This window comes from Tardiphaga sp. 215_C5_N2_1 (assembly GCF_052076055.1).
GTDB lineage: Bacteria > Pseudomonadota > Alphaproteobacteria > Rhizobiales > Xanthobacteraceae > Tardiphaga > Tardiphaga robiniae.
On record NZ_CP197240.1, the window covers coordinates 4,662,268 to 4,687,378 of the forward strand.

General features: G+C 63.1%; 20 protein-coding genes and 1 riboswitch. Of the genes, 6 read left to right on the forward strand and 14 right to left on the reverse strand.

Annotation, left to right across the window (positions count from 1 at the left end):
- Positions 1–88: 88 nt before the first annotated feature.
- On the forward strand, positions 89–2,128 hold the full coding sequence (locus tag AB7828_RS22245; protein ID WP_441231177.1) for an OmpA family protein: 2,040 nt from the start codon (positions 89–91) through the stop codon (positions 2,126–2,128).
- A 273-nt stretch (positions 2,129–2,401) separates the two neighbouring features.
- Here AB7828_RS22245 and AB7828_RS22250 read toward each other — a convergent pair whose 3' ends face one another.
- The 7 genes from AB7828_RS22250 to AB7828_RS22280 form a co-directional block, all read right to left on the reverse strand.
- Positions 2,402–4,159, reverse strand: a complete 1,758-nt coding sequence (locus AB7828_RS22250; RefSeq protein ID WP_441231178.1) for an alkaline phosphatase — start codon at positions 4,157–4,159, stop codon at positions 2,402–2,404.
- 196 nt (positions 4,160–4,355) lie between these two features.
- Entirely contained in the window at positions 4,356–5,693 is a 1,338-nt protein-coding gene (argG, locus tag AB7828_RS22255; RefSeq protein WP_439060344.1) for an argininosuccinate synthase, read from the reverse strand.
- A gap of 84 nt (positions 5,694–5,777) precedes the next feature.
- Positions 5,778–6,578: a phosphatase PAP2 family protein gene (locus AB7828_RS22260; RefSeq protein WP_439060345.1), complete on the reverse strand. Its 801-nt coding sequence runs from the start codon at positions 6,576–6,578 to the stop codon at positions 5,778–5,780.
- Positions 6,579–6,623: 45 nt separating this feature from the next.
- The gene (locus AB7828_RS22265; protein WP_175369467.1) at positions 6,624–7,100 is read right to left on the reverse strand and encodes a hypothetical protein; all 477 of its coding nucleotides are present in this window, start codon (positions 7,098–7,100) and stop codon (positions 6,624–6,626) included.
- Between the two features lie 2 nt (positions 7,101–7,102).
- Entirely contained in the window at positions 7,103–8,281 is a 1,179-nt protein-coding gene (rlmN, locus tag AB7828_RS22270) for a 23S rRNA (adenine(2503)-C(2))-methyltransferase RlmN (protein ID WP_441232294.1), read from the reverse strand.
- A gap of 218 nt (positions 8,282–8,499) precedes the next feature.
- Complete coding sequence (locus AB7828_RS22275; RefSeq protein WP_170849636.1) at positions 8,500–9,117, reverse strand: invasion associated locus B family protein; 618 nt, start codon at positions 9,115–9,117, stop codon at positions 8,500–8,502.
- A 202-nt stretch (positions 9,118–9,319) separates the two neighbouring features.
- The gene (locus AB7828_RS22280) at positions 9,320–10,159 is read right to left on the reverse strand and encodes an SDR family oxidoreductase (protein ID WP_441231179.1); all 840 of its coding nucleotides are present in this window, start codon (positions 10,157–10,159) and stop codon (positions 9,320–9,322) included.
- A gap of 119 nt (positions 10,160–10,278) precedes the next feature.
- On the opposite strand from AB7828_RS22280, the gene AB7828_RS22285 reads away from it, so the two are divergent.
- On the forward strand, positions 10,279–11,253 hold the full coding sequence (locus tag AB7828_RS22285) for an NADPH:quinone oxidoreductase family protein (protein ID WP_315840071.1): 975 nt from the start codon (positions 10,279–10,281) through the stop codon (positions 11,251–11,253).
- Positions 11,254–11,274: 21 nt separating this feature from the next.
- On the opposite strand, the gene AB7828_RS22290 is transcribed toward AB7828_RS22285, so the two are convergent.
- Together AB7828_RS22290 and AB7828_RS22295 are read right to left on the reverse strand one after the other, a co-directional pair.
- A complete protein-coding gene (locus AB7828_RS22290) occupies positions 11,275–11,658 on the reverse strand; it encodes a YkvA family protein (RefSeq protein ID WP_231078525.1) in 384 nt (127 codons plus the stop codon).
- An 81-nt stretch (positions 11,659–11,739) separates the two neighbouring features.
- Entirely contained in the window at positions 11,740–12,063 is a 324-nt protein-coding gene (locus tag AB7828_RS22295; RefSeq protein ID WP_256461208.1) for a 4a-hydroxytetrahydrobiopterin dehydratase, read from the reverse strand.
- A 200-nt stretch (positions 12,064–12,263) separates the two neighbouring features.
- Between AB7828_RS22295 and AB7828_RS22300 the strand changes: the two genes are divergently transcribed.
- Positions 12,264–13,682, forward strand: coding sequence for a TAXI family TRAP transporter solute-binding subunit (locus tag AB7828_RS22300; protein ID WP_089266522.1), 1,419 nt, complete (start codon positions 12,264–12,266; stop codon positions 13,680–13,682).
- Positions 13,683–13,742: 60 nt separating this feature from the next.
- Here AB7828_RS22300 and AB7828_RS22305 read toward each other — a convergent pair whose 3' ends face one another.
- Positions 13,743–15,191, reverse strand: coding sequence for a PepSY domain-containing protein (locus AB7828_RS22305; protein ID WP_441231180.1), 1,449 nt, complete (start codon positions 15,189–15,191; stop codon positions 13,743–13,745).
- Between the two features lie 2 nt (positions 15,192–15,193).
- Complete coding sequence (locus AB7828_RS22310; RefSeq protein WP_309941160.1) at positions 15,194–17,476, reverse strand: TonB-dependent receptor; 2,283 nt, start codon at positions 17,474–17,476, stop codon at positions 15,194–15,196.
- Positions 17,477–17,582: 106 nt separating this feature from the next.
- A riboswitch (cobalamin riboswitch) is annotated at positions 17,583–17,774 on the reverse strand.
- A 143-nt stretch (positions 17,775–17,917) separates the two neighbouring features.
- On the opposite strand from AB7828_RS22310, the gene AB7828_RS22315 reads away from it, so the two are divergent.
- Entirely contained in the window at positions 17,918–19,471 is a 1,554-nt protein-coding gene (locus AB7828_RS22315) for an alkaline phosphatase D family protein (protein ID WP_441231181.1), read from the forward strand.
- Between the two features lie 232 nt (positions 19,472–19,703).
- On the forward strand, positions 19,704–21,527 hold the full coding sequence (typA, locus tag AB7828_RS22320; protein ID WP_089266528.1) for a translational GTPase TypA: 1,824 nt from the start codon (positions 19,704–19,706) through the stop codon (positions 21,525–21,527).
- Between the two features lie 193 nt (positions 21,528–21,720).
- On the opposite strand, the gene maiA is transcribed toward typA, so the two are convergent.
- Positions 21,721–22,386, reverse strand: coding sequence for a maleylacetoacetate isomerase (gene maiA / locus AB7828_RS22325; RefSeq protein ID WP_175369476.1), 666 nt, complete (start codon positions 22,384–22,386; stop codon positions 21,721–21,723).
- Positions 22,387–22,479: 93 nt separating this feature from the next.
- Here maiA and AB7828_RS22330 point away from each other — a divergent pair, with 93 nt between their 5' ends.
- A complete protein-coding gene (locus AB7828_RS22330) occupies positions 22,480–23,733 on the forward strand; it encodes a flavin monoamine oxidase family protein (RefSeq protein WP_441231182.1) in 1,254 nt (417 codons plus the stop codon).
- An 8-nt stretch (positions 23,734–23,741) separates the two neighbouring features.
- On the opposite strand, the gene AB7828_RS22335 is transcribed toward AB7828_RS22330, so the two are convergent.
- Entirely contained in the window at positions 23,742–24,152 is a 411-nt protein-coding gene (locus AB7828_RS22335; RefSeq protein WP_439078940.1) for a thiol-disulfide oxidoreductase DCC family protein, read from the reverse strand.
- 34 nt (positions 24,153–24,186) lie between these two features.
- Complete coding sequence (locus AB7828_RS22340) at positions 24,187–25,071, reverse strand: alpha/beta hydrolase family protein (protein ID WP_441231183.1); 885 nt, start codon at positions 25,069–25,071, stop codon at positions 24,187–24,189.
- Between the last annotated feature and the right edge of the window lie 40 nt (positions 25,072–25,111).

A 25,111-nucleotide genomic window follows, 5' to 3' on the forward strand; every position in this document is an offset into this window, starting at 1 on the left:
ATGCATATCAGTTGATCAATATGCCGATTTGTTCGGCCGACAAAAATCAGTTTGTTGAAGATCCTTATCCGGGGGCCCAAGGTCTATCATGACAAAACTTCGTCTCGTATTACTGGCCACGACGACGCTCGGCGTTGCGCATATCGCAGCGACCGCTGCTTATGCGTCGAGTGTCGATGCGCCGATCGTGCTCGCGCAGGCCGCACCTGCTGCGCCTGAAGGTGAGCCCAAGGCTCCCCCGAAGGCACCATCCAAGGCTCCGCCAGCTGCTGCGCCTCCCGCCGCTGCGCCGCCGGCCGCACGCCCTGCGCCGCCGCCGCCGCCACCGGCTCCCCCTGCTGCGCGTCCCGCGCCTCCGGCACCTCCTGCTGCGCCGCCGCCTGCGGCTGCACCTCCGCGCCCGGTACCGCCGCCACCCCCACCACCTGCGGCCGCTCCGCCGCCGCGCCCAGCTCCGCCGCCGGCTCCCGTCGCGCCTCCGGCCCCGCGCGCCGCACCTCCAGCGCCCACCGCTGCGCCTGTAGCTCCGTCAGCGCCAACGCCGCCCGCTGCGCGTCCCGAACGTCGCGAGCCCGGCGAAGGACGTCCTGAGCGCCGTGAACCCGGTGCAACGCCGCCGGCCGGCGCACGTCCCGCGCCTGCAACGCCACCAGCCGCGGCGCCGGCGACACCGCCTGCAGCAACTCCGCCTGCCGCGCGTCCGGCACCTGCTGCTGCGCCGACACCGGCTCCAACACCGGCGACGCCGCCAGCGGCTGCGACTCCCCCCGCGGCAACGCCTCCTGCAGCAGCACCGGCGCCGTCGGCAGCTCCGGCTGCGCCGGGCACACCGCCTGCTGCGGGTGCGCCTCCGTCTGGTCGCCCCGGTGGCCCTGATGGCCGTGGTCCTGACGGACGAGGTTCGGATGGTCGCCGTGGTCCTCCTGGTGGTCCGGGCGCAGGCGCGCCCGGTGCACCCGGCACGCCGCCCAACGCTGCTGCGCCCGGCGTCGCGCCGAACGCTACGGCACCCGCCGCTGCGCCGCCCACGAGCACTGCTGCACCTCTCGTGGTCGCCCCCGGTGGCGGCAACATCAAGGTCGTGCAGCCGCCCGCACCAACTGTGACGGCACCGATTCCTCAGGCGCCGCCGCCAGCAGCAGCGCTGACGCCGATCGCACCGGGCGCTGCCCCCCAAGGGCCGCGCAACATGGGCGATTTCCGCGGCCAGCGCAGCGAGCGCCAGGAAGGCGGTCGCACGATCATCACCGAGCCTGGACGCATCATCGTGCAGGATCCGAGCGGTCAGTCGTTCATCCGCCACAACGAGGTCGATCGCTTCCGCTACGGCGCGCGTGACATCCGTACGGATCGGGTCGGCGGTGAGGATCGGACCATCGTGATCCGTCCCGACGGCTCGCAGATCATCACGGTGGTCGGCCGCGACGGCCAGCTGCTGCGACGTATCCGCAGGGATCGTGAGGGACGCGAGATCATCATCATCGATAACTCGTTCCGCGGTCCGCGTGGCCCCGGCGGTCCGGGTGGACTTGGCTTCTATGTCGATCTGCCGCCGCCGATGATCCGGATTCCGCAGAACCGCTACATCGTCGACTACGATCAGGCCTCGCCCGATCTCGTCTACGACACGCTGATCGCGCCTCCGGTGGATCGCATCGAGCGCCGCTATACGCTCGATGAAATCCGCTACAGCCCGATGGTGCGCCAGCGCATGCCGTCGATCGATCTGGACTCGATCAACTTCGAGCTAGGCTCGTGGGATATCCCGCCGGACCAAGCCTCGAAGCTGCAGGTGATCGCAGATGGTCTTAACCGGGCAATCTCGCGCAACCCACGAGCGGTGTTCCTCATCGAGGGGCACACCGATGCGGTTGGATCGGACGTCGACAATCTGTCGCTGTCGGATCGCCGCGCCCAGTCGGCGGCTGAATTGCTCACCCAGCAATTCCAGGTGCCGGCGGAAAACCTGACGTCGCAGGGTTATGGCGAGCAGTATCTGAAGATCCAGACCGACGGTCCGGAGCGCCAGAACCGCCGCGTCACGATTCGCAACATCACGCCGCTGTTGAACGGCGGTCAGGCCTCGCTGCCGCCACCGCCTCCAGGCACCGCGCCGCCGCGTCGCTGAGCGGTTTGATATGAAAGAAAATGGCCGGGAGTGATCCCGGCCATTTTTGTTTTGATAGTACGCTGCTGCCAATGGCTTCCATCCCTCAAGCGCAGCGTAGCTGCGCGTAGTTGGGAGGGTCGGCCGATAGGCCGGGGTGGGGTCTCTCCCACGGAAGGACGGAGTGTGTGGCAACACCCCACCCGTCACGATGCTCGCTGAACGCTCGCAGTCGTGCCACCCTCCCCCTAGCGTGGCTACGCCACGCTAGGGGGAGGGATAAGCGGAGCTCCGTTACTTCTTCACACCCAATCCCAACGCGTCCGCCATCACGCGAAACACTTCCGTATTATCCATCGCGCCCTTCACGCGGTCGCTGCCGGGACCGGTGGCGGTGAGGATCACGTCCTCGCCGGAATGCACGCTGGCGCCCATCATTGCCGGCAGGTTGCCGAGCCGCAGCATGCTGCCGGGCGCATTCTTGTATTTCTCGTTGGCCTTGAAAGTTCCGGGCTCGTCGCCTTTCTCAGTCGGAGCGTTCGGGTTGTCGAGCTTCGGCCGCAGCGTCTCGTAGTGATCGGGAAGGCTCGCCGACATGATCGCAAGCCGCCGGCTGACATCGACGCGCGATGGATAGCCTTCGGCGTCCGGCGCGGGATAGTTCGGGAACCCGGCCTTCTCATAGACGCCAAGCCGTTCGCGCAGCGGCAGGTTTGACTCCTTGCTCATGTCGTCATTGACGGTGCCGACGAGACTGTTGGGATGGCTGTGGTCGGAGACGACAAGGATCAGCGTATCGTCGCCGCGCTTGGCGGCCCAGTCGCGCGCCAGCTTCACGGCATTGTCGAGCATGATGACGTCATAGACGGCGCGGTCCATGTCGAGCAGATGGGCGTATTTGTCGATCAAGCCGGACTCGACCATCAGGAAGAAGCCGTTGTCGTTGCGCGACAGGATCTTGAGCGCGCCATGCACCTGCTCGGTCAAATCAGGCTGCTGCGGAAATTTCTTCACGCCGCCGCCGCCGAGAAACTTGCGGTCCAGTACGCCGTCCATATTGCCAGGCGTAAAAAGTCCAAGCAGCTTGCGCGTCTCCGGCTTCTTGGCGAGGCCGTTCAGTTCGGGCGCCGTGGTCGCCACCGAATAACCGGCATCGCGAAATCGCGCGACATAGTCGATGTCATCCTTGCGCTTCGAGGCCGTGGCCGCCTGCGGCAGAAAATTCGCTGCGCCGCCGCCCATCAATACGTCCGGCTTGGCCGCAAGGAACTGCGCAACGATCTCGTCATAGGCCGCGCGGCGGCGGGTATGCGCGATCATTGCGGCGGGCGTCGCGTCCTCGACCTCGGTATTGGTGACGATGCCGATCGCCAGATCGAGCTTGCGCTTCGCGAGGCTGGTGATGGTTTCGACCTGCGGGTCGTCGAATACATTCGCGGTGCGATCCGCATAGACGCCCATCGCATTGGTCGCGGTCTTGTGGCCGGTGGCATAGGCGCTGGCTGAATTCGCGGAGTCGGTGATGATGGAGTCGGAGCCCGCCGTTGCTACCATCGCCATATGCGGCATGTCGTCCATCGCGAGCTTGCCGCGGCTCTTGCCTTCGGAAATGCCCTTCGACAGCAAGCGTGCGCCGACGCGATGCGCTAGCGACATGCCGTCGCCGATGAACAGGATCACGTTCTTCGCCTTGCGCGGGCCAGTGTCGTAGACGTTCCACGTCACCGCGCGGCTGCGCACGCCGTCGCTGACTTCGATCTTGTAAGTCCCGGCTCTATCGAGCGTCACGTCGCGCAGCAGCAGCGCGGACTGATCCTTGCCGTCTTCCTTCGCGATGTAATCAGCGGATTTGCCGAACGCTGCGGTCTGATCGGCGCCGTTGATCGTCACCTTGATGTCGGTGACCTGAACGAGTTCGGGAAACTCGACCTTGAAGTCGAATTTCGCGCCCGCGAGGATATCAGCGCGGTCGAGCGGATAGATCGTCTGCGCGCAGATTGGCGCGCTCATGAAAAAAGCCGCAAACGCGGCCAGCAACGACGTGTTTCTCATGGTGGACGTCCCGAGCGAGAGCCTGCGTGAGGCGATGTCCTTCCAATACGACGGCCGGATGACGTGACGACGACATCCGGCCGCTAGATCGTAGGGCAGATTAGCGAAGCGTAATCCACCGCCGAGGCTGTAACGACGATCGGCGGGCTACGGCTTCGCCTAACCCGCCTTACTTGTCACAGCCGCACCGCGCAATTCAGCTCTTGTCGTTCTCGAGCTTCGGAATGTTTGACCCCTCACCGGCGCTCAATAGACCCGTCTTCGAATACAGATCCAGCTTGGCGCGGGTATCGGTGATGTCGAGATTGCGCATGGTGAGCTGGCCGATGCGGTCTGCAGGCGTGAACGGCGCATCCTCGACCTTCTCCATGCTGAGCCGCTCCGGTGCATAGGTCAGGTTGGGGCTCTCGGTGTTCAGGATCGAGTAGTCGTTGCCGCGGCGCAGCTCGAGCGTCACCTCGCCGGTGATCGCGCGGGCCACCCAGCGCTGCGCGGTCTCGCGCAGCATCAAGGCCTGGGAATCGAACCAGCGGCCCTGATAGAGCAGCCGGCCGAGCTTCATGCCGCTCATGCGATACTGCTCGATGGTGTCTTCGTTGTGGATGCCGGTCACGAGACGCTCATAGGCGATGTGCAGCAGCGCCATGCCCGGCGCCTCGTAGATGCCGCGGCTCTTCGCCTCGATGATCCGATTCTCGATCTGGTCGCTCATGCCGAGGCCATGGCGGCCACCGATCACATTGGCCTCCAGGAACAGCGCGACAGGATCGGTGAAGGTCTGGCCGTTCAGCGCAACCGGCTGGCCATCCACAAACCGCACCACGACCTTCTCGGCCTTGACGGCGCAGTCGTCGCGCCAGAACGGCACGCCCATGATCGGGTTGACGATCTTGATGCCGCTGTCGAGCTGTTCGAGATCCTTGGCTTCGTGCGTTGCGCCGAGCAGGTTGCTGTCGGTCGAATACGCCTTCTCGGCGCTCATCTTGTAGGCGAAGCCGTGGGCGGTCATGAAGGCCGACATTTCGGCGCGGCCGCCCAGTTCGTCGATGAATTGATCGTCGAGCCAGGGCTTGTAGATCTTCAGCTCCGGATTGGTCAGCAATCCGTAGCGGTAGAACCGCTCGATATCGTTGCCCTTATAGGTCGAGCCATCGCCCCAGATATTGACGCCGTCTTCCTTCATGGCCGAGACCAGCATCGTGCCGGTGACGGCGCGCCCGAGCGGCGTGGTGTTGAAATAGGCGATGCCGCCGGTCGAGACATGGAAGGCGCCGGCTTGAATCGCGGCGATGCCTTCATGGACCAGCTGGGCGCGACAATCGACGAGGCGCGCCTTCTCGGCGCCGAACTCCATCGCCTTGCGGGGAATCTCGTCGTAGTCGGCTTCGTCAGGCTGGCCGAGATTGGCGGTATAGGCAAAGACCTTGGCGCCCTTCTGCTTCATCCAGAGCAGCGCCGCTGACGTGTCGAGGCCGCCGGAGAAAGCGATGCCGACGTTTTTGCCCTTGGGCAGGCTCTTCAAGATCGTGGTCATGGAACGTCCAATCGGGGCAATTTCTGCGGCCAGCGATAGCCCGGCCGGGCAAAGCGCGTCAACGCGGCATCCGCTTGAGGCCGCTCAATCGTGGTGCTGCTCGGTGATCCGGTTGACGAAAGACGGCTTTGGCTGCCGCCCGATCATGCGCAGGCGCCAGCGATAGCCGGGCCAGGCGATCCTGGTCAGCCAGCGATCGACATCCTCATCCGTCATCCGGGTCGAGGGCCAGCGGTAAATCCATCCGTGAATCAACCAGATAACCACGAACGACACGAGGCCGGCGATGGTCACGTCGGTAAAGAAATGGCCGCCGAAAGCCATCCGCCAGCCCGAGGTGGCGATTCCGAACACCGTCGCTGCCACATAGGCGTAGGGCCGCACCGAGGGCGGCGCGAGCGCGGCCGGAGCATAGGTCCAGAAGGCCGTGGCGCCCTCACCCGAGAAGAACGAGCAGTTGCGGCCGCATTGGCCGGTCGGATCCCACCAGGCCTTGTATTGCCAGGGGCCATTGAATTCGGAGACCATCACCGGCCGCGGGCGGCCCCAGAAGGTCTTGAAGGTCAGATTGGTCAGGACCCCGGCCGACATCAGCATGGTGAGGATCAGGAAGGCCATGGTGCGGCCCTTCACCAGCAGTGGCCGGTTCGGCCAGATCAGCTTCACGATCAGCGCGAGGATCGAGGGCGCGACAAAGGCCCATGCGATCCACATCGCCGCATCGCGGGCGAATTGCGCATAGGGCAGCGACGTCGTGGGGAAGCGTCTGGTCTCGGGATCGTAGAACAGTGCCGCGAGCTTGAGGTCGAGGTCGGGCCAGACTCCGAAGATAATGGCAATGGCGGCAAACAGCCCAAGCGCGATGAGGAGTCCGGTCCGGTTCATGGCGGGCGGTTTAACCGAGGCAGGAGTTGAAGGAAAGGCAGTGCACTAGGGGCCGGCCGCGACATCGGGCTGCGGTGGTGCGCGCCGTGGCTGCCGCCAGGCGCCGGCATTGCGGCCCGCGATCACCCAGTAGATCAGTCCGGCAACGATACCCGCGCCGGTCATGACTTCGAGATGCCGACGTACAATGCCGTCGAAACTCATCGTGGCAGGGTCATAGGGGATCAGGCCGAGATAACAGGCGAGCCCGACCGCCGCGCCGCCGAGCGCATAGACGATGACGCTGCGAATGTAGAAAGCCTCGGTAATGAGGACCACAAGTATCGCCGGGATCAGCGCAAAGCCGCTGATGAAGACGAAGCCGAAGCCCAGCAGAATATTGATCGTGTTGGGATCGATGACGCCGGTATCGAGCGCGCTGAGTTCCGGAAACAGGATCGAAAACACCACGATCGCGCCGCCGACGAGACAGGCGGCGCAGAAGCCGAGAAAGATGACGAACAGGCGGCCGATCAGCGCCACTGTCAGTCCGTCATCGCCATCGCGCGCAAAGCCTGACGCTCGCGCACCGACAGTTTCTCGGTCTCCGACTTCAACTGGCCGCAGGCCGCGAGAATGTCGCGGCCGCGCGGCGTCCGCACCGGCGAGGAATAGCCGGCATTGAAGATATATTCGGAGAACTTCTCGATCTGGTCCCAGTCCGAACATTCGTAGCGCGTGCCGGGCCACGGATTGAACGGGATCAGGTTGATCTTGGCATGGATGCCCTTGAGCATCTTCACCAGCAGCTTGGCGTCCTCGAGCGAGTCGTTAACGCCTTTCAGCATCACATATTCGAAGGTGATGCGCCGTGCGTTGGAGGCGCCGGGATAATCGCGGCAGGCCTGCATCAGTTCTTCGAGCGGATATTTCTTGTTCAGCGGCACCAGCTCGTTGCGGAGTTCATCGCGCACCGCATGTAGCGAGATCGCCAGCATCACGCCGATCTCGTCGCCGGTGCGTTTGATGTTCGGCACCACGCCGGAGGTCGACAAAGTGATGCGCCGGCGCGAGATGCCGATGCCTTCATTGTCCGACACGATCAGCAGCGCGTCGCGCACCGCATCGAAATTGTAGAGCGGCTCGCCCATGCCCATCATCACGATATTGGTGACGCGGCGGTTGCCGTCTGGCGTTTCCCTGTCGGCCCAGTCGTTGAGGCGGTCGCGGGCAACCATGATCTGGCCGACGATTTCGCCGGCCGTCAGGTTGCGCACCAGCCGCTGGGTACCGGTGTGGCAGAACGAGCAGTTCAGGGTGCAGCCGACCTGCGACGAGACGCAGAGCGTGCCGCGGTCGGTTTCGGGGATATAGACGCACTCGACCTCGTGGGCCTTCTCGCCGGCGGTACCTGAAGGCAGCCGCAGCAGCCATTTCCGGGTGCCGTCATTGGAGATCTGCTCGACCACGACCTCGGGCCGTGCCACCGTGAAATGCTTCTCGAGGTCTTCGCGCATGCCTTTGGAAATACTGGACATTTCGGCGAAGGTCTGGACGCCCCGGACATACATCCAGTGCCAGATCTGTTGCGTCCGCATCTTGCGCTGGGCCGGCGCCACGCCGATGGAACCGAGCTTTTCCGCGATTTCCGTGCGCGACAGGCCGATCAGGGACGGCTTGGCCAGCGGCACATAGGTCTCGGTGGCGATCTTCTCCAGCGGCATCTCGCCCGCGGGCAATGCGCGGGAAGCGTCGATGGCGGAGCTTGATACGGAAGCACTTGCCTCGGCTGAAACGGGGGTCATGGCGTTCGATCTATGATGTCGCGGGAAATCAGGCCTTAAACAGGCCGACCTCAAATAAGCTTTTCGCGCCCGAATGAAAAGGCGCGAAATGCGGCAATATTAACGGCGACAAGGATTTAGCCGGTGTTTGGCGGCAATTACCGCCGGCAATCCTGCGCCAGCCGGTCCAGCGCCTGGGCCAGGCCCTTCAGCGAAAACGTGTCGGTGGTCTCGGTGCCCTTGGCGGAGACGCCCTTCACGGTCACGTCGGCCGCCTTGCGCAGGGCTTCCACCATGCGCTCTTCTTCGGCGGCATTCTTGATCCAGAGCCCGTCGCCCTGCGTATACATCGCATAGCGCGCGCCGCCGACTTCCAGCGTGGACTCGGAGCCCGGCTTCAACTGATAGCCGATCATGATCGAGACTTCGTTGGTCACCTTCTCGGCCGGGCGGGTCGAGACGAAGGCGTAAGCGGGATCGCGCGGGCGGTTCGCCGGATTGGTCTTTGACGACGCCGGCTTGGCCAGAGCAAAGCAGACTTTCTTGCCGTTCGGTGTCGCGGTGTAGGCGCCCCACGAGCCGAACTGTCCGACCAGCGTGGGCTCGGCGCCACCCGCTGCAGCAGGCGCCGCGGCTGCTGGCTTTGCCGGTGTGGGCGCTGCCTTCGGTGCGGCGGCCTTGCCCTTCGATGCAGCGCTCTGCGCCTGCGCAAGATCGGAGATACCGACCATCGCTACACTCATCGACACAACTGTCAGGAATCGCCGCACGGACATCAAGTCTCGATCCTCTATCATTGTGACTGGAAGATGGCTCGCAACAAGACGGCTTTACCAAGACGATCTGGAATCGCTGACGTCACGATGTCTGCCATATCCGCAAATCGCTTTCTTGAAAAGGCAGACGCGACTCCCGCAAGGATAGCAGTCCTTGCCTTGCTGCGCGCTGACGGCGCAGGAGTCATCCTCAGTTTTCTGCTCAGTTTTTTGCACGCGCCGCACGCTGCGCTGCCCACTGCGCATCGCTCCACTGCAGCAGATCCTCTGCGCCAGATGCGCGCAGGTGTGCGCCCCCATCCTGCACCACCATCTCGCCATTGATATAGCCGGCCTGATCGGAAATCAGGAAGCTTGCGAGATTTGCGAGCTCGCTGTGTTCGCCGACGCGGCCGAGCGGGTTCTGCGCCGCAGGGCCGCTGTCGCGTCCCTCGGGCCGCAGCTGCCCGGTCGCGCCGGTGGTGGGGAACGGGCCGGGCGCGATCGCGACGGTGCGGATGCCTCTGGGTCCCCACTCCACCGCGAGCGACTTCGTCATTGCAAGGAGTCCAGATTTGGCCATCGCCGATGGCACCGTGAAGGCGCGCCCGGTGATCGTGGATGTCGAGAGGATGCTCAGCACGACGCCCTTGTGGTGTCCTGCGATCCAGCGCCGTCCGGCTTCGAGGGTGCAATACATGGCGCCGTGCAGCGTCGGTGCGAGGATCGCATCGGCGGCGCGGGCAGAGAGGTGCTCGCTCTGTGCGATGAAGGTGGCCGCGGCATTGTTGACGAGGACGTCGAGTGGCCCGTCGCGCCAGATTGTCTCCATCATCGCCTCGACCGCCGCTGCGTCACGAATGTCGCATCGTGCGACGCTCACCTTGCCGCCGAAATCTGCACGCAATTGCGCGGCAATTTGTTCGAGCAATTCAAGTCTGCGGCCGCAAATGATGAGCTCGGCACCCAGTTCTCCGAAGCGGCGACTCATGGACGCACCGAGGCCGGAACCGCCGCCGGTGACCAGAATGCGCTTGTTGGCGAGCAGCGTTGTCTCGAACATGGGACGGTTCCTCGGTTGGCCGCGTGGCGGAATTACCTTTTCTCGAATCAGATTGTAGCGCGCCGTCAAATCCGGCATGACTCCATTCAACTGTCTCAAGCCGAAGGTCAGATGATCAGATGAAAGCCATTCTCTGCTCGCAATTCTGCGAACCCGATGATCTCGTTCTCGCCGATATCGATGATCCCGTTGCCGGTGACGGTCAGGTCGTTATCGCCATCAAGGCGGCGGCGCTGAATTTCTTCGACATCCTGATGATCCAGGGCAAGTACCAGATCAAGCCGCCGTTCCCGTTCTCGCCGGCTGCGGAAGTCGCTGGTGTGATCGAGAGCATCGGCAGCGGCGTGACCGGCCTCAAGGTTGGTGACCGTGTGGTCGCATCTGTGGGCCACAATGGCGCCCGTGAAAAGATCGCGGTGCCTGCGGCGTCCGCCGTGAAGATTCCCGACAATCTCGATTTCGATCGCGCCGCCGGCGTGATCATCACTTACGGCACGGCGCTGCATGCGCTGGAAGACCGCGCCAGCCCGAAGCCCGGCGAGACGCTGGCCGTGCTCGGCGCCGCGGGCGGCACTGGGCTCGCGGCCTGCGAACTCGGCAAGCTCTTGGGACTCAAGGTCATCGCCTGCGCATCGTCGGACGAGAAGCTGGAATTCGCCAAGAAGCACGGCGCGGATATCGGCCTGAACTACGCGACCGAAGATTTGAAGGAAGGTCTGAAGAAGCTGACGGACGGCAAGGGTGTCGACATCATCTTCGATCCGGTGGGCGGCAAATATGCCGAAGCCTCGCTGCGTGCCATCGCCTGGGAGGGCCGCTTCCTGGTGATCGGCTTCGCCGCCGGTGACATTCCGAAGATGCCGCTTAATCTAGCGCTGCTGAAGGGCTGCGACATCCGCGGCGTGTTCTGGGGCGCCTGGGTACGGCAGAATCCCGAAAAGAACCGCGCCAACCTGGAAAAGCTGGTAAAGTGGGCCGCCGAAGGGAAGATCTCATCCCATGTCGACAGGACTTTCCCATTAGCCAAGACAGCCGATGCGTTGAAGGTACTGGCGGGCCGTCAGGCCATGGGCAAAGTGATCCTTCATCCATAAACTGAATGAGGCGGACGCGGATTACGCGTCCGTTTCACCCTTCGCCAATCCACGTGCGATGGCCGCTCTGGCGGCTTCGCGGTGGTCCGCGTTGATGTGGCTCGCCACCATGCGCAAGGCGGTGGCCAGCACCGCGGCATCATCAGTGAATCCCAGAACGGGCAGCATGTCCGGCACGAAATCGAATGGCAGCACGAAATACGCGATGGCGCCGAGCAGCGCCGCCTGGACATGGCGCGGTGTCTGCCGGTCGAAGGCGCAGTAGTAAGCCGCCAGCAAGTCTTCGGCGAAAGGCAGTTTGACCGCCAGTCGCTTGAGCTTGTGCCAGAACTGCTTGCGCACGCTTTCGCGGTCTTTGGCCAGTTCATCGGCTGGCTCGAAGCCCACGCTGTGGTCGGTTGCCATCGGCAATGTCCTCGCGGCTGCAGTTTGCAGCCTTTCCGGTAAATGGTGATCCGGCTCCGGCGTCGCAACATTCAGCAACGCTCAGGAGTGGCCGAGTTGCCCGGCGATGGTATTCATGGCCCTGGCCAGATCGACATCGCGCTTGGTGACGCCGTCGGCGTCGTGGGTGGAGAGTACTACCTCCACTGTCTTGTAAACATTGCGCCATTCCGGGTGGTGGTCGCTCTTCTCGGCGACCAGGGCGACCCGCGCCATGAAGCCGAAGGCCTCGTTGAAATCCTTGAACGTAAAGGTCCGGGCGATGGCATCGCGCCCGGAAACCTCGCTCCAGCCCGAGAGCTCCTTGAGCGCCGCCTTGCGGGCCTCGGCCGAGAGTCGTTCCACCATGCCAACCTCCTGCTTCACTTGAACTTTACTCTAACGCCCGGTGACACAGTTGGGATCCATGCCACAATAAGGCAGCAAATGCCGCGCATGCAGGAAAGTAACCAAGCCCGTCGGTAACCATGCTGCCGGTGGAACGGCGCGTCGACCCGAAACTTTGCTACATTGTCGCTCGAACCCATTTGGCGCAGATGAATTTGAAGCGATTGTTTTCCAGATCCATGGCAGACGGTCCCGATGTTATCGGGCCGATAGGGCCGCCGTCACCGCGGTCGATCCGGCGCAAGATGACGCTGATCACGCTGGCCGGGACGTTGGCGATCGTCGCAGCCGTGGCAGGCGCTTACTACTTCGCCATGAAGCCGGTGCCGCTGCGGATCGCCGTCGGTCCGCCGAACAGCGACGACGTGAAGGTTGTGCAGGCGCTGGTGCAGTCGTTCTCGCGCGATCACTATACGGTTCGTTTGCGGCCGATCCTCACCGAAGGTGCCACTGCCAGCGCCAAGGCGCTCGCGGATGGCAAGGCCGATCTCGCGATCATCCGCGGCGATCTCGAAGTGCCAAAGAATGCGCGCGCCGTCGCCACGCTGCGCAAGAACGTTGCTGTGATCTGGGTGCCGCCGGCCGCCAAGGGCAAGAAATCCGGGCCGAAGATCACCAAATTCTCGCAGCTCGCCGGACGCCGCGTCGGCGTGATCGGCAAGACGCAGGCCAACGTCAACCTGCTGAACATCATCCTGCGGCAATATGGCGTCGATCCGGCCAAGGTCACCATCGTGCAGTTCTCGACCACCGAAGTGGCTGAGGCCGTGAAGGACCAGAAGGTCGATGCGTTCATCGCGGCAGGTCCGGTGAACAGCAAGATCACCAATGATGCGATCCAGGCTTCGAGCCGCGATGGCACGCCGACCTTCCTCGCGATCGATTCCGCAGAAGCCATCGCGCAGAATTTCCCGATGTATGAATCATCGGAAATTCCTGCAGGCGCATTCGGCGGCGCGCCGGCGCGGCCGGACGACGACGTCAAGACCATCAGCTTTTCGCATCACATCGTGGCACGGCAGAGCCTGTCTGATGTGACCATCGCCGCCTTCACGCGGCAGCTGTTTGCGATCCGTCAGCAGATCATCAACGACTTCCCGCTGGCGGCGAAGATCGAGACGCCGGATACCGATAAGGATGCGGTGATCCCCGTGCATCCCGGCGCGGCCGCCTATGTGGATGGTGAAGAAAAGACCTTCCTCGATCGCTATAGCGATTACATCTGGTGGAGCCTGATGGGGCTCTCGGCGATGGGCTCGATCGGCGCCTGGTTCGCGAGCTATCTGAAGAAGGATGAGCGCAACGTGAATGTGTCAGAGCGCGATCGTCTGCTCGACATGATTGCCGCCGCGCGCAAGAGCGAGTCCCTCGAAGAGCTCGATACGATGCAGGCGGAAGCCGACGATATTCTGCGTCATACGCTGAATTGCTACGAGCATGGTGCCATTGAGGAAGGCACGCTGACAGCCTTCAATATTGCGCTCGAGCAATTCCACAACGCCGTCGCCGACCGCAAGGCGCTGATCGGCATGATCCCGCCGGAGCCGATGAATCCGCCGGAGCAATTGCGTCAGCCGCCGCGGCCGCTCGCGGTCTAGAGTCTTTCGTTTTGACGCGTTTTCTTCACGCGAACCGGGACCACTTCGCTCGAAAACGCTTTAGCGCTTGAGATAGCGCCAGCCGATCACGACGCCGCTCGCCGAGACGATGGTGCCGAGAATCGACAGCAGCCACACCACGATGTCCCAGGCCGGGCGATACATCAACAACAGCTGAAAATCGAAACTGTGCAGCGCATTGAATAGCCAGCGATAGGTACGCCGGCTTGAGTCGACGCGGCCGAGAATGTCGCCGGTGACCGGGCTGATGTGAAACCAGGTTTGCGCGTCGTCATCGAATTTGGCGCGTAACACCGGCAATTCGCGGTCATTGTGGTGCGCGTACCAATAAGCGTCGTATTTTCCGAGGGTTATCTGGCGTTCGAGGCGCGAATCCGGAAGCAGTTTTGTTGCGGCGTTCCAGAGGCGGTCTTGCGGCAGTCTTGCGATTTCGCCGCTTGTCGGATCGATCACCGTCTTCGTGCCGTCGCGCTTCGCGACGATCATCAGCGGCATGCCGTCGATCCATACGAAGCGCGCTTCGACCGCGGCCTTGTCCCCCGGTGCGCGAATGGCCGCAGCGATATCAGGCGCGTCGTGGCCGGCATAGCGTTGCAATACCTCGCGTGGCGTATTGCGGTCGGCAAAAACGCGGCCGGGATCGAGCGACAGCCAGCCCGAGAACATCCAGGTCAGCACGAATAGGCCGGCGATCAGTCCGGTGACGTGATGCCACGCCATCCAGCCGCGATAGGGCGTGATGTTGCCGCTCGCATAACGCCGCTTGAGGCGCACGCGCAAAATGCCGATCCAGATTCCGGTAACGCCGACGATCAGGCAGATGCCGGAGATCCACAACACGACGAGCCGCCACAGCGGGCCGTCCTTGCGCAACACGGTCGGATAGATCCAGTGCGGGATCGAGCCGAGCCAGTTCCAGACGCGTTCGGTGCGGTTGGTATCGAGTGCGATCTCGCCGGAGCGTGAGGAGACATAGAGTTTGGTGCCGGCGTCGTCGCCGAGTGTGATCAGATACAATGGCCGCAGCGGATCATAGCGTGCGGTGACACTCCATTGATCGCGATCGACGGTCTCTTCGAGCTGAGGCAACTTGCTTGCGGGATGATGCTGCGCAACCGCAAGCGCCTGTTGTTCGGAGACGTCAGTGATCGCGCGGCCATCGATGGCGGAGATGGTCTGTCGTTTGCCGTCCCAGCCAGTCAACCGATACACCGGCTCGTCGGCAACCATGTTCAATCGCAATTCGCGCGGATAGCGCGCGGCACCGGCAGCCCTCATCGCCTCGTCGGGAGAGAGCGCCACTTTCTCCCAGACGATATCGGGCAATGCCGCCAGCCGCTCTTTATCGGAGAGGCCGGGAAACGCGACATACATCATCACCACGCCGGAGATGAACCACATCGCGAAGAAGAGGCAGGTGACGATACCGACCCAGCGGTGGCCGATATACAGCCACCGCCGGAGAGTGCGTGTCAGCTTGCGCGACAAGCTCAGAACTTCACATTGACGGCGAGCTGAGCCGTGCGCGGCATACCGAGCATCCACTGATTGTCGCTGTAGCTCGACGTCGCATAGATCTTGTCGAACAGGTTGTAGACGCGCAGTGACACCGTGGTGTTGACGTCCGGCTTCCACTGCAGGCCCGCATTGACCAGTGTGTAGCTCGGCATCTCCAGCGTGTTTGCATTGTCTGCATACGTTTTGCCGACGATCTGGAAGCCGGCATTGGCCGACCAGTTCGCCGCAAAGGCCCAGGTTGCCCAGACGTTGGTGACGTTCTGCGGCACGTTGAACGGCACGTTGCCGGCGTAGTTCACAGCGATGCCGCCCACGTTCTGGATGAAATCGTCATATTTCGCGCGCACGAACGCGGTGTTGGCGTCGACGCGCCAGCCATAATCGAGCGCGACGCCGATCGAGGCCTCGATGCCACGCGAAGACTGCTGGCCCACCTGCACGACCCGTGTCAGTGTCGGGTCAGTTCGGTCCGGCGTCAGCAGGTTGTTCTTGACGATCTGATAGCCCGCCAGCGTCCACTCGCCACGGCCGCCCCAGAACGACTGCTTGACGCCGATCTCCACCTGTTTGCCGGTGGCCAGATCGAATTTGGCGTTGGCGTTGCTCGCCGTGATTAGGCCGCCCACAGGATCGGCTGCGACCGAATACTGGCCGTAAAAGGCCAGATCCTTGATCGGTGTGTAGACCACACCGGCGCGCCAACTGGTCGAAGAATAGTCCCGGCTGTAGCTGTTGGCGGCATTGCGAACGTCGGTCCGCTCGACGGTCGGTTGGTCCTGGCGAACGCCGGCGATCAAGGACAGTTGCTCGGTGACCGACAACCGGTTCTCGGCGAACACCGCGTACTGGTTGGTCACGCTGGAGAAGTCCGACGTGAGCGGATCGGGACTGAAGTACAGGCCAGGATTGAAATTGATGGCGTCGACCGACGACGATCCACCATAGGGCGAGTTGGTCGAGCGCTTGAAATCTATGCGGTTGACGTCGAAACCGGCGACGAATTCGTTGGCCATCCCGAGCACATGGCCCTTGAACGTGGCGTCGAAGCGGTCGCCGATCTGTTGCTGGTCGTGGAAGATTTCCAGATAGGTGCTGCGGTCGATCAGGCCGGTGGCCGGATTGAACGCATAATTTTCGAGCTCTTTCCAGTGCCGCTTGCTGTACAGGTAGTACAACGTGTTGCGGATCGAGATGCCGTCGGCCACTTGCCACTCGGTCTTCACCTGATTCCAGCTATCCTGCCAGCGGATGGTGCTGTCGCCTACATTGTAGTTCTTGAAGCGCAGCGCCGGATCGAACTGGCCGTTGATCAACGGCGTGCCGAAATAGCGCATCGGCTGGCGATCGCCGTAGTCGGTCGAGATCGTCCAGACCACGTCTTCGGTCTGCTTGACCTGCACGGCAGCATGCAGCGCTATGTTCGAGCTGTTGCCGCGGTCGACCCAGCCGTCCGACATGTTGCCGGTGGCGGTGATGCGATAGGCGACGTCCTTGTTGATCGGGCCGCCGCTGTCCACGGCGATGCGGCGTTCCATGTTGCTGTCGAGCGATATCTCGGCCTGATTGCGCGGAATCCATGATGGCATCTTCGAGATGATGTTGATCGCGCCGCCGACCGCGCCTTCGCCGAACATCACGGAGGCCGGACCGCGCAGCACCTCGATACGCTCGGTGGACCAGGTGTCGAACGGAAAGTTCACGGTGCCCGCGCCGACATAGAGCCGCGTGCCATCGAGCAGTATCTTCACCGAATCCGTGCCGGAGAAGCCGCGGGTGCTGTAGGCGACGCCGCCATTGCCGGGATCTCCGATGGCGGTGATGCCGGTGGCGTTCTGCGTCACCGCGTCGAGCACGTTCTGCTGGCCGCGCTCGGCCATGGTTTCTGCCGAGATCACCTCTACGCTGGCCGGCGTCTGCAGGCGCGTCAGGCCGAGGCGGCTGCCGGTGGATGTGGTGCCCGTGAGGTTGAGCGTCGGCGCTGCGAAGACGGGGCCTGTCGGAGTGGCAACCGGCGCGCCGGTATTGGCGGCGACATTGCGCTGCTGCCGCGAGCGCGCAGCGCGCGATGCATTGCCGTTCGTGGCGCGGCGTGCGCGCTGAGGCGTCGCTGACGGCTGAACGACAACAGGATCGAGCGTCTGGCTCGACTGTGAGGTTTGCGACCAGCTTTCGCTCGGACACAACAAGCAGGAGAGAGCAACAGAATAAAGAAAGGGAGTATGTCGCTTCAATGCGACGGGAGAAACGGAGGTCATGAACAGGACTCGCGGTTACGTGGCACGTCACCGCAAACCAAGTCGCCCCGCCGCTTTCAAACAGGCAGTGTGACTTCCACCAGGACACCCCGCCCAATGTGCTCGCGTGTGACCACGACTGGCGGCAGGTCTCCTGGCTCGCGGGTCACTGCCTGTCGCCGCCTTCCCAGGTGAACACCCAGTGGCTCTTGGCGCAGGCTCGCCGCTTACAGTTGCGGGGGCAGCCGCGGAATCGGGGGATCCCCCTCACCGCATTCCCTTTTGATCCCCGAAGGGAACCGTCGCATTCACGTTAAGGTGAAATTTCCAAATGTGTCAATCAAGCTGCCAGTCATTCGCAGCTTGCTTTGGCGGGTGTTGATATTGCGCATCACCTGTCATCGCAGCGTCAAGCGATCTGCCTAGAGCCACTGGTGCCAGAGCCAGGATCAGGAGTTCGCCATGGCGTTACGTATTTCCCGCCGTCGTTTTCTCACGCACTCAGCTGCAGCAGGCGCAAGCTTCCTGGCCATGCCCTCTCTCAGTCGCGCCGCGGATCGCCCGGCCGTGTCGCATGGCGTGCAGTCCGGCGATGTCGGGACGAGCAGCGGCATGATCTGGTCGCGCGCCGATCGCCCGGCGCAGATGATGGTGGAAGTCGCCACCACCGAATCCTTCAGCAATGCGCGGTTGTTGCCCGTCGTCACGGCGCTGCCCGAAACCGATTTCACGGCCAAGCTGCTGCTCGACAATCTGCCGGCCGGGCAGGACATCTTCTACCGCGTCAAATTCCGCGATCTCTCGCATACCGACATCGTTGGCGAGCCGGTCATCGGCCGCTTCCGCACCGCGCCGGCGGATCGCCGCGATGTGTCTTTCGTCTGGGGCGGCGATGTCGCAGGCCAAGGCTGGGGCATCAACGCCGAGGATGGCGGCATGGTCACCTATGCGACCATGCGCAAGCATAATCCGGATTTCCTGATCCATTCCGGCGATACGATCTATGCCGACGGCCCGATCCTGCCTGAAGCAAAATTGTCGGATGGCACGATCTGGAAGAACACCATCACGGTGCCGGAGAAGGCGAAGGTCGCCGAGACGCTCGATGAATTCCGCGCCGCGCACAAATACAATCTGCTCGACGACAATGTCCGCGCCTTCAATGCGCAGGTGCCGATCTTCGGCCAGTGGGACGATCACGAGGTCACCAACAACTGGTCGCTCTCGAAACAGTTACCGGCATCCTACAAGGAGCGCGACATCACGCTGCTGGCTGCGCGCGGCGCCCGTGCCTTTCACGAGATGTATCCGATCTCGGTCAGTCCGGCCGAACCGGGCCGCGTCTATCGCACGCTCAATTACGGCCCGCATCTCGACGTCTTCATGCTGGACGAGCGCAGCTATCGCGGGCCCAACGGCCCGAACCTGCAGGAGAGCTATGGTCCCGATGCGTATTTCATCGGCCCGGAGCAGATGGCCTGGCTGAAGCGCGCATTGATGGCCTCGAAGGCGACCTGGAAGGTCATCGCCTCGGATATGCCGATCGGCCTCGTCGTCTATGACAACGCTGCCGACAAAACCGGGTCTGAGGCCATCGCACAGGGCGACGGGCCAGTGCGGGGCCGCGAGCTGGAAATCGCCGACATCCTGCGCTTCATCAAATCGGCCGGTATCCGCAACACAGTCTGGCTGACCGCCGACGTGCATTACACGGCGGCGCATTACTACAATCCGGAAAAGGCGCAGTTTCAGGATTTCGAGCCGTTCTGGGAGTTCGTTTCGGGCCCGTTTTACGCCGGAACTTTCGGGCCGGCGGCGCTCGACAATACCTTCGGTCCCGAGGTCCGTTTCGTGAAGGCGCCGGGGCCCGATAAGCAGAATTTGCCCCCGTCGGCCGGCATGCAGTTCTTCGGTCACGTCAAAATCGACGGCCAAAGCGGCCAAATGACCGTTACCTTGCGGGATCGGGCCGATATGGCCCTTTGGGCCACGGTTCTGGACCCGAAATTGGGCTAACCATTTGGCAGATTCGCATTGTTTTTCGGCGATTTCCCCCTATATTGCGCCGCAACGCGTCCGAGTACCCGGCCCCTTCTGGCCGGGTTTGCTTTTGGAGGGATTGCCCCAGCGCGTTTTCAGACGAGGCAGTTATCGAACGCGCTCGAGCGCAAGGCATAAGCCTTTTGTTGTCGAGCATGTCTTGTTGAACCCGCTCAAGGGCACCCAGACCGTAACCAGAAGAAGACCTATGAACCTTCGCAACATTGCTATCATCGCCCACGTTGACCACGGCAAAACCACTCTCGTGGACAAGCTGCTGCAGCAGTCGGGCACGTATCGCGACAATCAGCGCGTCCAGGAACGCGCGATGGATTCGAACGACATCGAAAAAGAGCGCGGCATCACCATTCTCGCCAAGTGCACCTCGGTGCTGTGGGATGAAGTCCAGATCAACATCGTCGACACCCCGGGCCACGCTGACTTCGGCGGCGAAGTCGAACGCATCCTGTCGATGGTCGATGGCGTGATTGTGCTCGTCGACGCCGCTGAAGGCCCGATGCCGCAGACCAAGTTCGTGGTCGGCAAGGCGCTGAAGCTCGGCCTCAAGCCGATCGTCGCGATCAACAAGGTCGACCGTCAGGACGCCCGCATCACCGAAGTCGTCAACGAAGTGTTCGACCTGTTCGCAGCGCTCGACGCCACCGACGACCAGCTCGATTTCCCGATTCTGTACGGATCGGGCCGCAACGGCTGGATGGCCGACAGCCCGGACGCGTCGCATGATGTCGGCATGAAGCCGCTGTTCGATCTCGTCATCAAGCATGTCGCGCCGCCGGTGGTTGAAGAAGGTGCGTTCCGCATGCTCGGAACCATCTTGGAAGCCAACCCCTATCTCGGTCGCATCATCACCGGTCGCATCTCGGCCGGTTCGGTGAAGCCGAACCAGGCCGTCAAGGTGCTGTCGCGTGACGGTAAGGTCGTCGAAACCGGCCGTATCACCAAGATCCTGGCCTTCCGCGGCCTCGAGCGCCAGCCGGTGGAACTCGCCGAAGCCGGCGACATCGTTGCCATCGCCGGCCTGCCCAAGGGCACGGTCGCCGATACCTTCTGCGATCCGTCGGTTGAAATTCCAATCCAGGCGCAGCCGATCGATCCGCCGACCGTGTCGATGTCCTTCATCGTCAACAACTCGCCGCTCGCCGGCACCGAGGGCGACAAGGTCACCAGCCGCCTGATCCGCGACCGCCTGCTGCGCGAAGCCGAAGGCAATGTCGCGCTCAAGGTTGTCGAATCCGCCGATCGCGACGCGATGGAAGTGTCGGGCCGCGGCGAATTGCAGCTCGCGATCCTGATCGAGAACATGCGCCGCGAAGGCTTCGAACTGTCGGTGTCGCGTCCGCGCGTGGTTCTCACCAAGGACGAGAACGGCAACACGCTGGAGCCGGTCGAGGAAGTCGTCATCGACGTCGATGAGGAATTCTCCGGCGTGGTCGTTCAGAAGATGAGCGAACGCAAGGCCGAGATGATCGAGATGCGTCCGTCGGGCGGCAACCGCCTGCGTCTGGTGTTCTACGCGCCGACCCGCGGCCTGATCGGCTATCAGGGCGAACTCATGACCGATACCAAGGGTACCGCGATCATGAACCGCCTGTTCCACGACTACCTGCCCTATAAGGGCGAGATCGCCGGCCGCCGTAATGGCGTGCTGATCTCCAACGACCAGGGTGAAGCGGTGGCCTATGCCATGTTCAAGCTGGAAGATCGCGGCCCGATGATGATCGAGCCGGGCTGGAAGGTCTACAAGGGCATGATCATCGGCGAGCACACCCGTGAGAACGATCTCGAACTCAACGTTCTCAAGGGCAAGCAGCTCTCCAACATCCGCACTACCTCGAAGGATGAAGCGGTGCGTTTGACGCCGCCGATCCGCATGACCCTCGAAAAGGCGCTGGCCTATATCGAGAGCGACGAGCTGGTCGAGATCACCCCGAAGTCAATCCGCCTGCGCAAGAAGCATCTCGATGCCAACGACCGCAAGCGCGCCGAAAAGACCAAGGAAGTGATCGCGTAAGCGAGAGCATTCTTTGACTGGTTACGAAATGCCCGGCGAAAGCCGGGCATTTTTGTTTGGTGCGATGCCTTCACTCCGCCCCTCGTGGTGAGGAGGCGCGCAGCGCCGTCTCGAACCATGAGTTGGTGTCGCGCCGACGCTTGTGGCCATCCTTCGAGACGCCGCTGCGCGGCTCCTCAGGATGAGGGCGGAGTCAATTTGCCGGCGCTCCCACCTGCTTCAACGGATCCGCCTTCGCAAACGCCTCCATCGCCTCGCAGGTAGCGACGATGCGATTGATGGTTGGAATACCTGCAATCTCGATCTTCAGCACCTTCATGGTTGCGGTGATGCTGAGCAGACAGATGTCGGCGATGGTCACCTCGTCGCCATGACAGAAGCGGCCGGTGGCGGGCTCGCTGGCGAGGCGCTTCTCCACGGCGACGAGGCCCGTGGTGAACCAGTGCACCAGCCAGGCGCGAACTGCGGCATCGTCAAAGCCGGCGGTGATGGCGAGATATTTCCGCACACGCGGCGTAATGAGCGGGTGGGTGTCGGCGGCCAGCATCGCGGCGATCGAACGCACCCGGGCGCGGCCGTGTGGATCGCTCGGCAGCAGCGGCGGGGTCGGATGGATCTCGTCGAGGAATTCCAGGATCGCCAGCGACTGCGTCAGCGGCAGGTGGCCGGGCTCGATCAGGGCCGGAATCGCGCCGAGCGGATTGATCTTGAGGAACGCGTCGCCGCGCTGCTCGCCCTTGTCGAGGTCGATCACGCGCTCGTGCGCTTCCAATCCCTTCAGGTTGAGCGCTACGCGGACGCGATAGGTCGCGGACGTCCGCCAGAAGCCGTAGAGTTCGAAATCGTGTGGGGCTGTCATGCATCTTCTCCGAGGGCAGCGGTGGCTTGAATAATTCAAGCAAGCCTTTATCCCGTTGTCACCCGTTTCCCATCCGCTGTGAATACCGACGCGATGACCAGACTGCCTTCCGACGTAGATGTCGCCATCATCGGAGCCGGCGCTGCCGGCCTCGGCGCCGCGCGTATGCTGGAAGGTTACGGGCTCTCCGTGATTGTGCTGGAAGCGCGCGACCGGATCGGCGGCCGTGCCCATACGATCATGGCGGCCCCCGGCATTCCGTTCGATCTGGGCTGTGAATGGCTGCACTCCGCCGACAAGAATGACTTCGTCGGCATCGCGAAAGAGCTCGGCTTCGCCGTCGACAAGTCGCGCCCGCCGTGGCGCGATCAGGCTTATGACGTCGCCTTCTCAAAGGCGAAGCGCGATGAGTTCTTCGCCGCGATCGACGCGTTCTATGACCGCGCCGAGGAAGCCGCGGAAAACGAGATCGATGCGCCTGCTGCGACCTGCCTCGAGCCCGGCAATCCATGGAATCCGATGATCGATGCGGTCTCGACCTATATCAACGGTTTCGAGCTCAAGGATGTGTCGCTGCACGACATGGATGCCTATGAGGACACGGACATCAACTGGCGCCTGCCCGATGGCTATGGAGCGCTGATTGCGGCCTATGGCGCGCCGTGTCCGGTGGCGCTGAACACCGAAGTCACTGTTATCGATCATTCCAGTGCGCGCATCCGCATCGAGACGTCGCGCGGCACGCTCAGCGCGGCGAAAGTGATCGTCTGCGTGCCGACTAATCTCATCGCCAATGAAAATATCCGCTTCACGCCGCCGTTGCCCAGCAAGGTCGAGGCCGCCGCGGGCCTGCCGCTCGGCGCCGACAACAAGGTAATGCTGGCGCTCGCCGACGCGGAGAAGTGGCCGTCGGATATCGGGTTGCGCGGCGCCGCCCTGCGCACGGGTGTCGGCAGTTTTCACCTGCGCCCGTCCGGCCGCCCCTGCATCGCCGGCTTCTTCGGGGGCAGTTTCGCACGCGACCTGGAAGACGCCGGTGAGGGCGCGCTCGCTGCGCAAAGCATCGACGAGATCGTGGCGCTGCTCGGCTCGGATATCCGCAGCAAGCTCACGCCGCTCGCGGAATCCCGCTGGGGTCACGACCGCTTCGCGCAAGGCGCCTATTCGGCGGCGAAGCCCGGTCATGCCGATGCCCGCGCGGTCCTCGCGGCGCCGGTGGATGGCAGGCTGTTTTTTGCCGGCGAAGCGACATCGCCGAATTTCTTCTCGACGGCGCATGGGGCGCGGGAGAGTGGAGAGCGGGCGGCGAAGGAAGCGCTGGCCACAGGCAACCAGAGCAAAGCGTAGACGCTCGCTTACTCCATCACCCTCGCCCTCATCGCCGCATCCGGCACGATACACGCCTCGGTCTTTCCGAAGATGCGATAGCGGTTCGTTGCGATCAGGCTGTAGACCGGATTGCGCAGCGCCTTCGGCACCGCGAACAGAACGCGCACCCACTGCCAGCCGGGCAGCGTCGACAACACCGTCAGCGCCGCATCGGATCTGACATAAGCCACGCCGCCATGGATCACCGCATTGGTGTCGGGATCGGCGGGATCGATGCCGAAATGGCGGGCGAGGCGGCTGCCATAGTCGGACTGGATCGGCGTGAAACGAAAGCGGTGATCGGTGTCGCGTTTGGCGACGAACTGGATCCAGCGCGAGCAGAAGATACAGACGCCGTCATAAAGGATGACATTGTCATCGGGCCAGGGCTCGGTCACTGCACTGTCCATTCCGGTTGCGCAGGTTTGCGCGTCATCGCTTCCTCGCCGTGATTGCCTTCAGCGCCTTGTCCAGCGTGGCGCCATAGATGTCGTTACCGCCGTCGCTCTCCGCAAGCCAGTGGCCTTCGCTCTGGAAGTCCGGCAGCTCGTGGACATCGACCCTGGCGCCACCCTTGCGAAACGCATCCGCCAGCTGGCGTGACAAGTCCGGCGAAAAATAGCTGTCATTGCGCGCGACGAGCCAGATCACAGGCACGTGCGCCGTCTTGCCGAAGGCTGTGGCAGCGGCGATCAGGCGCTGCGGCGCGCAGACGTCATTCGGCCGGTCATTGGCATGGCCGCCGCGTCCGGGGGCAAAGGCAATGATCGCTCTGACGCCTTGCGGATTGGCGCCGGCCATGGCGAGCGCGCCCCAGCCGCCCGCGGAATGGCCGACGACGATCGTGCCGTCGCTGCGAATGAAGGGTTGTTTGCGAATGTCAGTCATCGCTGCGGCGATACTATCCGCCGTGGCGCGGCCGGCGCCGAGATAGTCGGCATTGTCGCAGCCGCCCTGGTCTTCGAGATAACGCCCGCCGGTTAAGCCATGGCCGGGGCGCTCGGGCACCAGCACGGCGTAGCCACGCCCAACGAACCAGGAGGCCAGTGCGCGATATTCCGGTTGCGGCATCTGCGCGCGGCGCAGCGCATTCTGTGTGGTGGCATGCGCGATGACAGCGAGCGGGAACGGGCCATTGCCGGGTGGGCGGAATAGCACCGCGCGGGAACTGGTATTTGGATCGGGCGACGCTACCGTCCAGACCTGCCGGCGATGCGGCGCTTCTTCCGGGGCCTGCGCGCCTGATGTCTGGGCTGTGGCAGTAGCGGCGCTTCCGAGCAATGCAGCCAGCAGGCAAAGCGCTTGGACGTGTTTCATGAGCGCTCAGGGACTTTCGTGCGGACGCAATGCCTGTCGA